Raw genomic sequence first — 14,636 nt, 5'->3', positions numbered from 1 at the left:
CCCCGGCGGCCTTGTAGTTGAAGTTCCAGGACAGCTGGATGGGGCCGCGCCCGTAGTACGCCGCCTGACCCGCCGGGCAGCCGTACGGCTGGTTCCAGTCGCAGTAGTGCGGGTAGTTGGCGGTGTTCTGCTCCACGATGTACACCAGGCCGCCGGTCTCGTGGCTGACGTTGGCGAGGAAGGCGGCGGCCTCCTGCTTCTTCACGGTGTCGCTGCCGGTGTTCGCGAAGGCGGGGTAGGCGCCGAGGGCGGCGGTGAGACCGCTGTAGGTGTAGAAGGAGTTCCGGTTCGGGAACATCTGGTTGAACTGGGCCTCGGAGACGACGAACCCGGAAGGCGTGGTGCCGCCACCGCCGCTCGACGGCGCGTTCCACTTCTGGTTCGCCCCGCCGGTGCAGCTCCAGATCTGGAGGCGGGTGCCGTTGGCGGAGTTGTTGTCCCGCACGTCCAGGCACTTGTTCGCCGCCGGGTTGACGATGTCGTGAGCGGCGGTGACCACCCACTGCTGGTTGGCCCCGCCGGAGCAGTCCCACAGCTGTACGGCGGCTCCGTCGGCCGTGCCGCGGTCGACGACGTCGAGGCACTTGCCGAGCGCCCGCAGGGTGCCGTCGCCGGGGTTGGACCACCGCTGGGCGTTCGTGCCGTTGCAGTCGTAGAGCTGTACGGCGGTGCCGTTGGCGCTGTTCGCGCCCGCCACGTCGACGCACTTGCCGGCGAGGCCGGTGATCTGTCCGTCGGCGGCCTGGGCCGGCGTGACGGCGCACAGCACGGCGAGGCAGGCGGCTACGGAGGCGGCCAGCATCCGTCCGAGGTGCACGCGTCTGATCGGTATCCGTCTGAGGTACGGGACATTCATGGGGATGCGCTCCAGTTCACGGGGCGTACTGCGAGGGGGGACGTGCGGAGGCGAGGCGGCCCGTCGGCCGACGACTCCGCTTCGCGGTCGATCAGTTGAGGACGGTCTGCGTGACGACTATGTGTCCGGCGTCCGGGTTCAGGCTTCCGCCGAGCCGGTCGAAGGCGCCGTCGGTCAGGTCGAGGCACTTGGGCTCCTGCGACGTCTGCACGAAGGTGCCCCGGTCGTTGATGCGGACCACCAGTGAGCGGCCGTTGGCGACGTTGGTCACCTGGACGCGGGTGCCGAACGGCAGTTGCGGCTGACGGCTGAGGGAGGTCGCCGCCGTGTCGGCGTTGTTGTCGAAGACCTCGCCGCTTGCCGTCAGGGCACCGGGCGGCTGGGGCCCGTAGTGCGTCGCCCAGCACTGCTCGGCCGGCTGCTGCGCGGCCGGCGCGTTCCACTTCTGGTTGGCGGCGCCGGTGCAGCTCCAGATCTGTATCCGGGTGCCGTTGGCGGAGTTGTTGTCGGTGACGTCCAGGCACTTGTTCGCCTGCGGGTTGACGATGTCGTGGGCGGCGGTGACCGTCCACTTCTGGTTGGCGCCGCCGGTACAGGTCCACAGCTGCGCCTTGGCGCCGTCGGCGGTGGACTTCCCGGTGACGTCGAGGCACTTGCCGAGGGCGCGGATGGTGCCGTCGCCGCCGACCGTCCACTGCTGGGCGCTGGTGCCGTTGCAGTCGTAGAGCTGTACGGCGGTGCCGTCGGCGGAGCCGGCCCCGGCGACGTCGAGGCACTTGCCGGCGAGGCCGGTGATCGCGCCGGTGGCGGCCTGCGCGGGGGAGGCGGCCAACAGCCCGGCCGAGAGGGCGACCGCGGCGGCGAGCGCGGTCCTGAACAGCGGAGCGCGGTGAGGGGATTGAGCGGTCAAGGGGAGAGATCACTGCCTTCCGCGTCGGTGGAGGAAAGGGAGGGACTCGCCGGACCGAACGCTGCGTGCGGAGGCCTGCCCGGCACCGGGAAATTAAGAGGTCTGAACCAATCTCGTCAAGAGATCAACGTGCCAGTGGGTGAAGGGAGTTGGCGCTCCCGTCCACTTGACGGCCATCTGGTCCGTACCTATGGTCTCGTCAACTCGCACGTTCAGTCAGCCGCATTTCGTTCATATACGAGGACGGGATCAGATGCAGGACACACCCGCTCGGCGCCGCCGCAAGTCCCCGCGTTCCGCTCTCGCCCTCACGGCGGCGGCCACCCTGCTCACCACCGGACTGCTCTCCTGGCCCGGGAGCCAGCGGGCGGAGGCCGCCCCCGCCACGTTCACCCACCCCGGCGTCACCGTCTCCAGCGCCCAACTCGACTTCGCCCGGACCAAGGTGCTCGCCGGCGCGCAGCCCTGGAAGAGCGCGTACGACCAGATGATGGCGAGCAAGTACGCGAGCCTCAGCCGCACGCCCCAGCCGCGCGCCGTCGTCGAGTGCGGGTCGTACTCCAACCCCAACTACGGCTGCACGGACGAACGCGAGGACGCGATCGCGGCGTACACCGACGCGCTCGCCTGGTACATCACCCGGGACGAGCGCTACGCCAAGAAGGCGATCGAGCTGATGGACGCCTGGTCCGCCGTGCTCCAGGACCACACCAACAGCAACGCCCCGCTGCAAACGGGCTGGGCGGGATCCTCCTGGCCGAAGGCCGCCGAGATCATCAAGTACACGTACACCGGCACGTGGGCCAACTCCGGCCGGTTCGCGACCATGCTCCGCAACGTGTACCTGCCCGAGATCATCAACGGCTCCAACTCCAACGGCAACTGGGAGCTGTCGATGATGGAGGCGGCCGTCGGCATCTCCGTCTTCCTGGAGGACAAGGCGTCGTACGACACCGCCATGGCGAAGTTCCGCACCCGCACCGCCGCGTACGTGTACCTCGCCTCCGACGGCGACCTGCCGAAGACCGTGCCCAGCCAGAACCTGAACACGCGCGACAAGATCGTCTCCTACTGGCAGGGCCAGTCCACCTTCGTCACCGGACTCACCCAGGAGACCTGCCGCGACTTCACCCACACCGGCTACGGCATCTCGGCCATCTCACACGTCGCCGAGACCAGCCGCATCCAGGGGCAGGACCTGTACGGCACGGACGTGGGGGAGCGGCTGCGGCAGGCGCTCGGCTTCCAGTCCAAGTACGAACTGGGCGCCGCCGTCCCGAGCTGGCTGTGCGGCGGGTCGGTCAACCGGGGGCTGGGCCCGGTCACCGAGGTCGGCTACAACGCCCTGCACAACCGCCTCGGCATCGCCATGACCAACACCCAGGCCCTGACCGAACAGAACCGCCCGGCCGGCAGCAACAACCTCTTCGTCGCCTGGGAGACCCTCACCCACGGGGACAACCCGAGCTGAGCGCACCGGCTCACGCCGGACATCGCCGCCCGTGTCCCCTCACAGTCTGCCGACGGCCAGCCACAGGTCGAGGTCGGAGAGCATCAGGCGGCCGGGGCGTCGGGCGGCGGTGTCCGGGACGGTCGTCCGCACCAGCGGCCACCGGCCCTGGCGCACGGTGACCTTCGCGCCGTCGTACCGCGGGGACTTCTCGCGGATCACCGAGCGCAGGTCGGCCGCGAGGCGCCGGGCGGTCGCCTCGTCCTTCACCACGGCGCACAGCACCTCGGTGTTCTTCCCCGCGGAGCCGGCGTGCTGGCCGAGCGCGGACAGGCGCACCGGCTTCGTGGCGGTGAGCGGGTTGAAGTCGGCGCGGTAGACGTCGCCCAGGCAACCGGCCGCGCGCCGGTACTCCTCGATGTCGGCCAGCGAGGCGCCCTCCTCAGGGTGCACGGCCGACAGCGGGGCGGTGCCCGGCACGCTGTAGGAGATCGTGTCCTTCGAGACCTGCAGGGCCACGCCCTTGCCGTGGGGGCGGGTCCAGGTCTCCCTGCCGTCCTGCTCGCCGCGGGTGTAGCCGTTCGCCTTCAGCGCGGCGGTGATACCGGCCGCGTCGAACGAACCCTCCCAGTGTCCCGCCCCCTTGGTGTCGACGGCGGTGTCGACCTGGTCCTCCTTGAAGTGCCCCGCCCACGGACCGGGGTCGTACGAGTTCAGCAGGGCGCTGCTCGGGCGGCTCACGGCGGCGAACCGCTTCTGCCCGTCCTCGCTCAGCCCGCGCACCGCCGCGGCGTCGAGATAGGTCACCGGGCCGCTCCTGCCGCTGTCGCCGGACACGGTGCGCAGCCCCTTCGACAGCGGGGAACCGTCGTCGGACGCGTCGTGGCCGGAGCCGGAGGAACAACCGGTCGCCCCGGCCAGGCAGATGACGGAGAGAGCCAGGGCGCCGACGACGGATCCAACGGTTGCTGTGGACATGCCCGGCAGCCTAGCGGTACCTCCCGCGGGGCGGAGCGTCCCCGGGCCCCTGCCGGGCGGACGCCGAACGCGGGCGTCACCTCGCTCAACGGGCCCGCGAGCCGCGGCCGTTCCCGTGCGCGTGGGCCCGGCGTGTCGCCGGCGGCCCCGACGCGGTGCGCTGCCCCGACTCGATCTGGTGGGCGAACGCCTGGAGCGCGGCGGAGCTGTTCGGCGGCAGGACCGCCATCAGCCCGCGGTCCTGCGCCTCGGTCAGCGCGTCCGCGGCCCGGCTTCCCTCGGGGGCGAGCACCAGACGCACGTGCCCGTCACCGGACCCCCGCCGGTCCACCGGCGCCACGGCGCCGTGCGTCCCGTCGGGCAGGGTCACCCACAGTTGGAAGTCGTCGTACCGGAAGAAGTCCGCACCCTTCACGGGCCACGGGTAGTGGTGCTCACCGGGCACCTTGGGCAGGATTCCCTGGTGGTCCCCACGGCTCATCGGCACACAGGCGTTGAAGAGCGAGTCGGTCCACGCCTCGACGCCGTCGGCGTCCGTGATCGGCGTGCGCAGCAGTTCCTCGGCTTCCTCGTAGCCCAGTTCCGCCAGGGCGGGCAGCGTCTCGGGGAACCCCGCCACCAGGGCGGCCGCGTCCTGACGCAGCCGGTCGATCTTGGACGGCTCGGCACAGAACTGCATGCTCCACTCGATGCCCGCGCGGGCCCGGTACATCCGCCAGCCGCTCGTCGTCTTCACCCACAGGCTGCCCCCGTGGTGCATCTCCCAGTGCGCGGGCGCCACGGGCCGGGGTCCGTAGGGCAGGTCGGCGTCGTCGATCTCGTCCAGGATCTTGTGGGCCGTGCGTTTCGCGGCCTGGAAGAACGAGGACTCGAAGCGTTCCGGATGCTTGACCAGCCGGATCCTCCAGGGGTGGTTCTCCGATTCGATGCCGCCCGGCTGGACGGTGTCGGGTATCCGGGCTGCGGCGACGGTGTCGGCGCGGGTCATGACGACCTCCTCCTGCCGCCCACGGCCCGGAGCACGGACCGTGGTCCGAGTGCCCCCTGTGATTATCGTGCGCTGTGGGACGGGAGTGTGCGAGCCGAAGCGCGTCGCGCGATCACGCCGGTCGCGTCGGCCCGGGGCTCAGTCATCGGATCGTCCGTCGTCCTGCGGAGGAGTGCACGGGCCCTGCCATCGGCGGGCGCGCTCGCGCTGCCCGACAGCGTGGCGGGGGAGAGACCAGGCGACCACCGCCAGGGCCGGGGCCTACCGGACACGCTTCCGCGCCACGGACACCGCACGACGGCAAGCGCGCTGACGCCCCGGAGGCATCCGACCAGCCCTCCACGAGAGTCCGCCCCGGCATCGGCTCGGCGAGCGCGGCCCGCCACGCGGGCGTGCCGAAGGGACCGGCGAAGTACCGCGTCCCGTGCGCGACCTGCCGGCCGGTGAACTCCATGAGGCTCACCGAATACGACGGCGTGCCGTCGTAGGTGACGACACATTCGCTCACCCATACCTGCGCGTGGCCGGTGATGCGCAGGAGGGTGAAGTGCCGGTCGGCCGGGTGCCCGCCGCGTTGTGCGGCGATCGTCTCGCGACCCCGGAAACGCTCGCCCGACTGCGGGTGGTCCAGCATCGCGTCCGCGGCGTAGATCGCGTGCTCGGCCTCGATGTCCCCTCGTTCGGAAGCCCGCCAGTGCTCCTCGACCGAGGCCCTGATACGGGACTCGGCATCCATGACGCCGCCCTTTCCCTCAACGCCCCGGCGGCGCGGCAAACGGCCGCCGAGCCCGTGTGCTCGGCGGCGTATGCGTCACGGCCGCGTCCGGATCAGAGGGACGAGCCGCTGTCTCCGGGCCGGATCCGGCCGCGCCAGGCACCGGACTCCCCGCCCTGTTCCTCGATGAACTGCTTGAACCGCTTCATGTCTCCCTTGACGCGCCGGTCGATCGTGCCGATCAGATCCGCGGCCTTCTCCACGGCTCCGCTGGGCTCGACATCCATCACCAGCTCGACCTTGGTGTGCATGTCGTCCAGGCGCTCGAAGCGGACGGTGCCCTTCTGGCTGGTGTCGCCGCTGGTGGTGCGCCAGGTGATGCGCTCGTCGGGCAGCTGGTCGACGATCTCCGTGTCGAACTCGCGCCGTACCCCGCCGATCTTCGTGGTCCAGTGATTGTGCCGGTCGTCCAGCTGCCTGACCTCCTCGACGCCTTCCATGAAGTTCGGGAAGTCCTCGAACTGCGTCCACTGGTTGTAGGCGGTGTGCAGCGGAACGTCGACTTCCACCGCTTCCTTGACCGTGCTCATCTCTGTACCTCCGTTTGTCCTTCGCTCGACTGCCGGCGGTCCCGGACGGATGTCGGGACCCGGACCCCGCGAGTACCCGGGGAACCACCGGTTATGAGCCCCGGCTTCGGCAACGGCACTGGTACGGCGGTGTCGTTCCCCAGCGTGAGAAACTGGCCACGCAGCGCGTCGGCGGTGTGCGCGCCCGTGCGGAGGCGGACACGAACGGTGCGGATCCGGCCACGGCCCGCTTTTCCGGCCACCGCGTTGACGTGGTGTTTTACAGTGGCTCCGCCAGTTCCGGCGACAGGACCTGTGAGGTATTCGCGAACATGCCGACCGAGACCTTCGAGTTCCAGGTAGAGGCCCGTCAGTTGTTGCAGCTGATGATCCACTCGGTCTACTCGAACAAGGACGTCTTCCTGCGGGAGCTCGTCTCCAACGCCTCGGACGCGTTGGACAAGCTGCGCCTGGAGAAGCTCTGGGACGACTCGCTCGACGCCGACGTGTCCGACCCGCACATCGAGATCGACATCGACAAGGACGCCCGTACGCTCACCGTGCGGGACAACGGCATCGGGATGTCGTACGACGAGGTCGGGCAGCTCATCGGCACGATCGCCAACTCGGGCACCGCGAAGTTCCTGCGGGAGCTGCGCGAGGCCAAGGACGCGGCCGGGGAGGAAGGACTCATCGGCCAGTTCGGCGTCGGGTTCTACTCCGGCTTCATGGTGGCCGACGAGGTCACCCTGCTGACCCGGCGCGCCGGGGAGAGCCAGGGCACCCGCTGGTCGTCGCACGGCGAGGGCACGTACACGCTGGAGCGGGTGGACGACGCGCCGCAGGGCACCTCGGTCACGCTCCACCTCAAGCCGGCCGACCCGGAGAACCAGCTCCACGACTACACCTCGCCCTGGAAGATCAGGGAGATCATCAAGCGGTACTCGGACTTCATCACCTGGCCCATCCGGATGGTGCCCGAGCGCTCCGCCACGGCCGACGAGAGCGACGAGGCGCCCGAGCCGGAGACGCTCAACTCCATGAAGGCGCTGTGGGCGCGGCCCCGCGACGAGGTGTCCGACGACGAGTACCACGAGCTGTACAAGCACATCGCCCACGACTGGCGCGACCCGCTGGAGACGATCCGGCTCCAGGCGGAGGGCACCTTCGAGTACCAGGCCCTGCTGTTCCTCCCCGAGCACGCCCCGCACGACCTGTTCACCCGGGACTTCAAGCGCGGCGTGCAGCTCTACGTCAAGCGCGTGTTCATCATGGACGACTGCGAGGCGCTGCTGCCGCCGTACCTCCGCTTCGTCAAGGGCGTGGTCGACGCGGCCGACCTCTCGCTCAACGTCTCCCGCGAGATCCTCCAGCAGGACCGGCACATCGAGATGATGCGGCGCCGGCTGACGAAGAAGGTCCTGTCCACGGTCAAGGAGATGATGGCCAAGGACCAGGAGCGGTACGCCACCTTCTGGCGGGAGTTCGGCACCGTCCTGAAGGAAGGACTGGTCACCGACTCGGAGAACCGCGACGCCATCCTCGCCGTCGCGTCGTTCGCGAGCACCCACCACGACACCGAGCCGACCACGCTCAAGAGCTACGTGGAGCGGATGAAGGACGGCCAGGAGGACATCTACTACCTGACCGGCGAGTCGCGGCAGAGCATCGAGAACTCCCCGCACATGGAGGCGTTCCGGGACCGGGACATCGAGGTGCTGCTGCTCACCGACCCCGTGGACGAGGTGTGGGCCGACGCGGTCGGCGAGTACGAGGGCAAGAAGCTGCGGTCCGTCGCCAAGGGGCAGATCGATCTCGACGCCAAGGACGAGGACACCGCCGACGACGAGAGGGAGAAGCAGACCGAGGAGTACGCCGGGCTGCTCGGCTGGATGAAGGAGCAACTCGACGAGGACATCAAGGAGGTGCGCCTGTCCTCCCGGCTCACCGTCTCCCCGGCCTGTGTCGTCTCCGACGCGCACGACCTGACGCCGGCCCTGGAGAACATGTACCGCGCCATGGGCCAGGAGGTGCCCCGCGCCAAGCGGATCCTGGAGCTCAACCCGGACCACCAGCTGGTGAAGGGGCTCAACCAGGCGTACAAGGAGCGCGAGGACCGCTCGGAGCTGGCCGAGACCGCCGAGGTGCTGCACGGCCTGGCGGTGCTCGCCGAGGGCGGCCAGCCGAAGGAACCGGCCCGGTTCGTGAAGCTGATGGCGGACCGTCTGGAACGCGCCCTGTAGCGCGGTTCCGCCGGAAACCGGCGGCCTGCGCCCGTGCCCGGGACACCCGTCCGGGCGCGGGCGCACGGCCGGGCACGCGCAGGCCGCCCTCGCTCATTTCCCACCCGCATCCCGCATTGGCATGGACCTGACGGCAACGGGCGGCTAGGCTCTGCCCCGCCACGCATGAGAGCGCTCTCAGAACTCGGCTGTTCCACCCCACCCCTGGAACGACGAAGGGCAAGTCCCATGAGACGCAAGAGACTTACGCATGCCGTACTGGCCGCGCTGCTGATCCTCGGCGGAGCGGGCGCGGCGGGCGCGGCCCCCGCAGCGGCGACCGGCGCCACCATCCCATCCGGCGTCACCACCCCATCCGGCTCCGCCGCCGAACCCGCGTCCGAAGGAGTCCTGATCGCCATGCAGCGCGATCTCGGCCTCACCCGGAAGCAGGCCGAGGCGCGGATCGCGGCCGAGCGGGCCGCCGCCGCCCTCGATCCGAAGGTGCGCCGGGCGGCCGGGGACGCCTACGCGGGCTCCTGGTTCGACGCGGCGAAAGGGCGCCTGGCGGTGGCCCTCGCCCCGGACGCCCCGCCGGGTGCGCGCCGCGTCATCGAGGCGGCCGGCGCCGAGACCCGTACCGCCGCGCACACCGCCCGGGAACTGGACGCCGTCAAGGCGCGCCTCGACCGGCTCCCCGCCCCCTTGGGGGTCAGTGGCTGGCATGTCGACCCGAGGGCCGGCACGGTCGTCGTCGACGTCGTGGGGAAGGACCGCTCTGACAACGATGTCCGGCGCTTCGTGTCCCGGGCCCGCGAGACGGGTCCCGTCACCGTCCGGACCGTCTCCGCGGTCCCGCGCACCTTCGCCGCGGGAACCGTCGGCGGGGACCCCTACTACACGGGCAACGTCCGCTGCTCCATAGGGTTCTCGGTGTACGGCGGCTTCGTGACCGCCGGACACTGCGGCTCGCCCGGCGCCGGAGTCAGCGGCTGGGACGGCTCGTACATCGGCACGTTCCAGGGCTCCTCGTTCCCGGACAACGACTACGCCTGGGTCAGCGTGGGCAGCGGCTGGTGGACGGTTCCGGTGGTGCTGGGCTGGGGCACGGTGCCCGACCAGCTCGTGCGCGGCTCGGCCGTGGCGCCCGTCGGCTCCTCCGTCTGCCGGTCGGGATCGACGTCGCACTGGCACTGCGGGACGGTGCTCGCGATCAACGAGACCGTCAACTACAGCCAGGGCGCGGTGCACCAGCTGACGAAGACGAGTGCCTGCGCCGAACCCGGCGACTCCGGGGGCTCCTTCATCACCGGAGACCAGGCGCAGGGCGTCACCTCGGGCGGCTGGGGCAACTGCGCCGGCGGAGGCGAGACCTGGTTCCAGCCCGTCAACGAGATCCTCAGCCGGTACGGCCTGACCCTGCACACCTACACCGGCTGACCACGGCCCCGTCCGGAACGGACACGGAGCAGACATGGAGCAGACATGGAGCAGACACCGTGCTGAGACTCCCACCCCGCAGGGTCCTCCGGCCGGTCCGGCCGGGGCAGACCTTGCGGCACCTCCTGAGCGCCCTCGTGGTGACGACGCTGGCCGTCACCACCCTCCTCACCACGGGGGCCTCCCCCTCACGAGCCGCCGTGCCCTGGACGCCCAAGCCGGCGCCGATGTCCACACCCTGGACCGATCGGGTGCCGGTGGACCACCCGCTGCCGGAGTACCCCCGTCCCCAGCTCACCCGGCCCGACTGGGCCAACCTGAACGGCATCTGGGACTTCGCCGTCACCGCCCGCGACGCCGCGCGGCCGGCGACGTTCGGTGAGCGGATCCGCGTCCCGTTCGCACCCGAGTCCGCGCTCTCCGGCATCCAACGGAAGATCACCGGGAACGACAGGCTCTGGTACAAGCGCGCCTTCACCGTGCCCGCCGGCTGGGACGGCCGCCGCGTCCAGCTCAACTTCGGTGCCTCCGACTGGGAGACGACCGTCTGGATCAACGGCCGGCAGGCGGGCGCCGTGCACCGCGGCGGCTACGACGCCTTCTCGTACGACATCACACCCCTGCTGAGGAGCGGCGGGACCAACACGATCGTCGTGTCCGTGTACGACCCGACGGAGACCGGCGGCCAGGCCATCGGCAAACAGCGCGTCCAGGACGTCACCCCGCACGCCGGCCGGAGCATCGTCTACACCGCCTCGTCCGGCATCTGGCAGACCGTCTGGCTGGAGCCGACCGCGGCGGCACACATCACCCGCCTGGACCTGGTCCCGCACCTGGAGGACAGCACCCTGCGCGTGACCGTGCGCGCCGCCGGAGCCACCGGCACCGGGGTCGAGGTCACCGTCTCCAGCGGTGGTACGCCGGTCGCGAGCGCCACGGGCACGGTGGGCACCGAGTTCGCCGTGCCCGTGCCGAACGCCCGCCTGTGGTCGCCGGACGACCCGTTCCTGTACGACGTCACCGCCCGGCTGACCGGCGGCCCGGGCGGTGACAAGGTCGGCGGTTACGCGGGCATGCGCTCGATCGCGGTGAAGGACGTGAACGGCGTCCGCCGACCGGTGCTGAACGGGAGCTTCGTCTTCCAGACCGGCACCCTGGACCAGGGCTACTGGCCGGACGGCGTCTACACCGCCCCCACCGACGCGGCGCTCAGGCACGACCTGGAGAAGCACAAGGACCTCGGGTTCAACATGGTCCGCAAGCACATCAAGGTGGAACCGCAACGCTGGTTCTACTGGGCGGACCGGCTCGGGCTGCTGGTCTGGCAGGACATGCCGTCCATGGACAGCGGCAAGGCACCGGACGGCACGGCCCGCACCCAGTGGGAGAGCGAGTACCGGGCCGTCGTCGACCAGCACCGCAGCTCGCCCGCGCTCATCCAGTGGGTCGACCAGAACGAGGGCTGGGGCCAGTACGACCAGGCGCGCATCGCGGACATGGTCAAGGCGTACGACCCCTCGCGCCTCGTGGACAACATGAGCGGCGTCAACTGCTGCGGCGCCCAGGACGGCGGCAACGGTGACGTGGTCGACAACCACAACTACGTCGGGCCGGGCAACACGCCGACGGAACCGGTGCGGGCCTCGGTGCTGGGGGAGTACGGCGGTCTCGGCCACCGGGTCGAGGGCCACGAGTGGTACCCGGGCGGCGGTTTCAGCTACGAGGACCAGCCGAGCCTGTCCGCGCTCGACGACCGGTTCGTGGGCCTGCTCGACGGCATCCGGGAGAGCGCCATGCCCGCCGGCGGTCTCTCGGCGTCCGTCTACACCCAGATCACCGACGTCGAGAACGAGACCAACGGGCTGATGACCTACGACCGCCGGGTCGTCAAGGTCGACGAGTCCCGGGTCCGCGCGGCCAACCAGGCGCTCGTCGCCGCCTCCCGCACCCTCGGCCCGCCGGTGAAGCTGCCCCTGGAGCAGTACGTGTCGATCCGCGTCACCACACCCGGCCACACCGACCGCTACATCCGTCACTACAACGGCCTCGGCTACACGGAGGTGGTCGATTCCGGCAGCGGCGACCTGCTGAAGCAGGACGCCACCTGGAAGGTGAGGCCGGGCCTGGCGAACAAGCTCTGCTACTCCTTCGAGTCCCGCAACCATCCCGGTGAGTACCTGCGCCACCGCGACTTCCGGATCCGTCGGGAGGGGGGCGACACCTCCGCCCTGTACAAGGCCGACGCCACCTGGTGCCCCGTCCAGGGCGACGGCGGCATCCGGCTGTCGGCGGCCAACTTCCCCGGGCAGTACCTGCGGCACATCAACGCCGAACTGTGGCTGGCCCAGCAGGGCGGGACCCACACCTGGGACAACCCGAGCACCTTCACCGAGGACACCACCTGGTCCGTCGAGGCACCCTGGGCGCCCTGAGCGCCGTACCACCCAGGCAGCGAGCGGGCGGTGTACTCCGCGCCGGGGACACCGCCTCGCCAGGCCGTCGAGCGCACCGGACCGTACCTCGAAGCGACCACCGCGCTCGCCGACGGCCGCTCCGGCAGCACGGACTCCGGCCCGGGAGTCCCCCGCCAGACCGTCGTCGGCGCCCTGGAACGGCCGTGGGACACCGTGACGGCGCCCGTCCTGGACGCGCTCGGACGGACCGCGGCGCTTCCCGGGCCACCTGAGAACTGGCCGAGCCTGTAGGGGTGCGCACGACGGCACGCGGTGGTTCGACCCGGACCGCGACGCGCTCTACCCCGACCGCATCCGCCGCCGCCCGCCGGGCACCGACTCCGCGGGCCTCGGCACCCACTGCGACCCGGGCACGCTGGACCTGTGGATGACGCGCGAGTACCAGCAGACCTTCCGCCACCTCTTCGACGGCACCGCCGAGCGGTACGACCCCTGGGACGCGGCCCACCGCACCACCGGCCCCCAGTACCCCGGCTCCACCATGTGCTCCGCCTTCCGCACCTTCCAGGGCCGGACCGCGCTGTCCGACATGGACGCCGACCAGGGCGTGCTGCACGCCGTGCCGATCCCGGAGATCATGGCCTACCTGCTGCTGCGCCCCCTGCTGCCGGACGTCCCCGAGGACTCCCTGTGCGGCGTGCGCACCAACCAGGTCTTCCCCGTCACCAGGCGCCGGCACCCGATGCTCTACCGGGCGCTGACCCCGATCCCCGACGTCCGGGCCGGCGACTCCGTCTGGTGGCACTGCGACATGGTCCACAGCGTCGCCCCGGTGGAGAACCAGAAGGGCTGGGGCAACGTCATGTACATCCCCGCCGCCCCCTGGTGCCCCGCAACGAGAGGTACGCGGCCTTGGTCCGGGAGGCGTTCGTCACCGGGTCCAGCCCGAGCGACTTCCCCGAGGAGCACGACGAACGCGCCTGGACCGGCCGGTTCACCCTCGACCAGCTGAACGACACCGGCCACCGGGGCCTGGGCCTGGGCCTGGACTGACCGAGGGCACCGGGCGGGCGGGGGCGCCGGCCCGGCGCCCGTGCCGTCAGACGGCTCCCAGGTCGGCGCAGACCCAGTGCTCGGGCCGCATGTAGACGAGGAAGTGCTCGCCGAGCCGGGCCCGGTCGTACTCCACGAACCCGGCGACCTTCTCCCGCGGCAGATAGCGGGCCGCCATCTCCCAGGAGTGCTCGTGACTGTCCGGGGCCGTCCTGGTGACCGGGCCCTCGACCGACACGTAGCGCACCGTGGGCTCCGTGCGCTGCACCATCAGGCTGAAACGCCCCGCGGTGCGGATCGCCCGTGCCTTGCGGGAATCGACCCCGGTGCGCACCCACAGCTCGCCACCCGGCGTGTACTGATACCAGATGGGAACCGTCAGCGGGGCGCGGTCCGGCCGTTCCACGACCGACAGCGCGCCGATGTGAGGCTCCGCGAGAAACCGCTCTCGTTCTTCGATGGAGAGTGTCACGCGGCCGACCCTAACGCCGAGGGCGCGAGGCCGGCCGTAAGGGATTCCGCCGAATTCCGCGAGGCCGACCGCATGCGGGGCACCGGGTGCCGGGTGTGCCGGCGGCCGGCGTTCTAGTCGGCGTCGCGGTCCAGGACGCGGCGGGCCGCCTCGGCCTCCGCCGCCGGCGGGGACAGCTCGTCGAGCGTGTCCAGCTCGTCGTCCGCTTCCAGTTCCCGTTCCCAGGCCGCCGCGAGGCGTTCCTGTTCCTCGCGCGACCGCGCGCCGACGGCCTCCCGGTGGTGGGGGTCCAGCGCCGCCAGGAATCGTTCGACCGGGTCCGTCGGCATGCGGGTGCCCTACCTTTCTGATGGGTTCGAAATGATCATTCGTAAGATCAGTGGGACCCAGGGGCTCTGGGCATGGCTGATGAGGGTGAGACCGTCAGATGGCTCAAGGAGCTTGGCCACCCGGAGCCCCGCGACGACTCGACCGCCAATTGGGAGATGCGACTCGATCGCTGCGTAGGGCGACGTCGGCGAGGTCGTCTGCTGGGCTGTGAACGCGCGACGGGATGGCGGAGGTGACCG

13 protein-coding genes and 2 pseudogenes are annotated in these 14,636 nt (G+C 70.7%); 6 read left to right on the top strand and 9 right to left on the bottom strand.

Annotated elements, in window-relative coordinates; genetic code table 11:
* The 3 genes and pseudogenes from IE273_RS42535 to IE273_RS44570 form a co-directional block, all read right to left on the bottom strand.
* The coding region (locus IE273_RS42535; protein WP_189820467.1) for a chitinase at positions 1–802 on the bottom strand (802 nt) is incomplete at its 3' end.
* A gap of 145 nt (positions 803–947) precedes the next feature.
* Positions 948–1,223, bottom strand: coding sequence for a septal ring lytic transglycosylase RlpA family protein (locus IE273_RS44575; protein WP_229888132.1), 276 nt, complete (start codon positions 1,221–1,223; stop codon positions 948–950).
* Positions 1,224–1,280: 57 nt separating this feature from the next.
* Positions 1,281–1,736 (bottom strand): annotated as a pseudogene (locus IE273_RS44570) (lectin); the annotation flags it as partial.
* A 283-nt stretch (positions 1,737–2,019) separates the two neighbouring features.
* Here IE273_RS44570 and IE273_RS42525 point away from each other — a divergent pair.
* On the top strand, positions 2,020–3,237 hold the full coding sequence (locus IE273_RS42525) for an alginate lyase family protein (protein ID WP_189820463.1): 1,218 nt from the start codon (positions 2,020–2,022) through the stop codon (positions 3,235–3,237).
* A 39-nt stretch (positions 3,238–3,276) separates the two neighbouring features.
* On the opposite strand, the gene IE273_RS42520 is transcribed toward IE273_RS42525, so the two are convergent.
* From IE273_RS42520 to IE273_RS42505, 4 genes are all read right to left on the bottom strand, one after another.
* On the bottom strand, positions 3,277–4,194 hold the full coding sequence (locus IE273_RS42520; RefSeq protein WP_229888130.1) for a hypothetical protein: 918 nt from the start codon (positions 4,192–4,194) through the stop codon (positions 3,277–3,279).
* 85 nt (positions 4,195–4,279) lie between these two features.
* Positions 4,280–5,182: a DUF6424 family protein gene (locus tag IE273_RS42515; protein ID WP_189820462.1), complete on the bottom strand. Its 903-nt coding sequence runs from the start codon at positions 5,180–5,182 to the stop codon at positions 4,280–4,282.
* A 142-nt stretch (positions 5,183–5,324) separates the two neighbouring features.
* Entirely contained in the window at positions 5,325–5,918 is a 594-nt protein-coding gene (locus tag IE273_RS42510; RefSeq protein WP_189820461.1) for a nuclear transport factor 2 family protein, read from the bottom strand.
* A 92-nt stretch (positions 5,919–6,010) separates the two neighbouring features.
* On the bottom strand, positions 6,011–6,487 hold the full coding sequence (locus IE273_RS42505) for an SRPBCC family protein (RefSeq protein ID WP_189820460.1): 477 nt from the start codon (positions 6,485–6,487) through the stop codon (positions 6,011–6,013).
* A 311-nt stretch (positions 6,488–6,798) separates the two neighbouring features.
* Here IE273_RS42505 and htpG point away from each other — a divergent pair, with 311 nt between their 5' ends.
* The 5 genes and pseudogenes from htpG to IE273_RS44565 all read left to right on the top strand — a co-directional run bounded on the left by htpG (position 6,799) and on the right by IE273_RS44565 (position 13,595).
* Positions 6,799–8,709 (top strand): molecular chaperone HtpG, encoded by a 1,911-nt coding sequence (gene htpG, locus IE273_RS42500; protein WP_189820459.1) that lies wholly within the window; start codon positions 6,799–6,801, stop codon positions 8,707–8,709.
* A gap of 228 nt (positions 8,710–8,937) precedes the next feature.
* Entirely contained in the window at positions 8,938–10,128 is a 1,191-nt protein-coding gene (locus tag IE273_RS42495) for a S1 family peptidase (RefSeq protein WP_189820458.1), read from the top strand.
* 113 nt (positions 10,129–10,241) lie between these two features.
* Positions 10,242–12,560 carry an AbfB domain-containing protein gene (locus IE273_RS42490; RefSeq protein WP_189820464.1) on the top strand — a complete coding sequence of 773 codons (2,319 nt, stop codon included), beginning with the start codon at positions 10,242–10,244 and terminating at the stop codon, positions 12,558–12,560.
* Between the two features lie 30 nt (positions 12,561–12,590).
* Positions 12,591–12,833: a hypothetical protein gene (locus IE273_RS42485; protein WP_189820457.1), complete on the top strand. Its 243-nt coding sequence runs from the start codon at positions 12,591–12,593 to the stop codon at positions 12,831–12,833.
* Positions 12,811–13,595, top strand: a pseudogene (locus IE273_RS44565) (YbiU family protein). The gene IE273_RS42485 and the pseudogene IE273_RS44565 overlap by 23 nt, the downstream one beginning before the upstream one ends.
* A gap of 46 nt (positions 13,596–13,641) precedes the next feature.
* Here IE273_RS44565 and IE273_RS42475 read toward each other — a convergent pair.
* Positions 13,642–14,067 (bottom strand): pyridoxamine 5'-phosphate oxidase family protein, encoded by a 426-nt coding sequence (locus tag IE273_RS42475; RefSeq protein ID WP_189820456.1) that lies wholly within the window; start codon positions 14,065–14,067, stop codon positions 13,642–13,644.
* Positions 14,068–14,180: 113 nt separating this feature from the next.
* Positions 14,181–14,396 carry a hypothetical protein gene (locus IE273_RS42470; protein WP_189820455.1) on the bottom strand — a complete coding sequence of 72 codons (216 nt, stop codon included), beginning with the start codon at positions 14,394–14,396 and terminating at the stop codon, positions 14,181–14,183.
* Positions 14,397–14,636 lie beyond the last annotated feature (240 nt).

Source organism: Streptomyces olivaceoviridis (genome assembly GCF_014650115.1).
Classification (GTDB): Bacteria; Actinomycetota; Actinomycetes; order Streptomycetales; family Streptomycetaceae; genus Streptomyces; species Streptomyces olivaceoviridis.
Note: the sequence above shows the minus strand (reverse complement) of the source record. Positions and strands in the feature narration are given on the sequence as shown.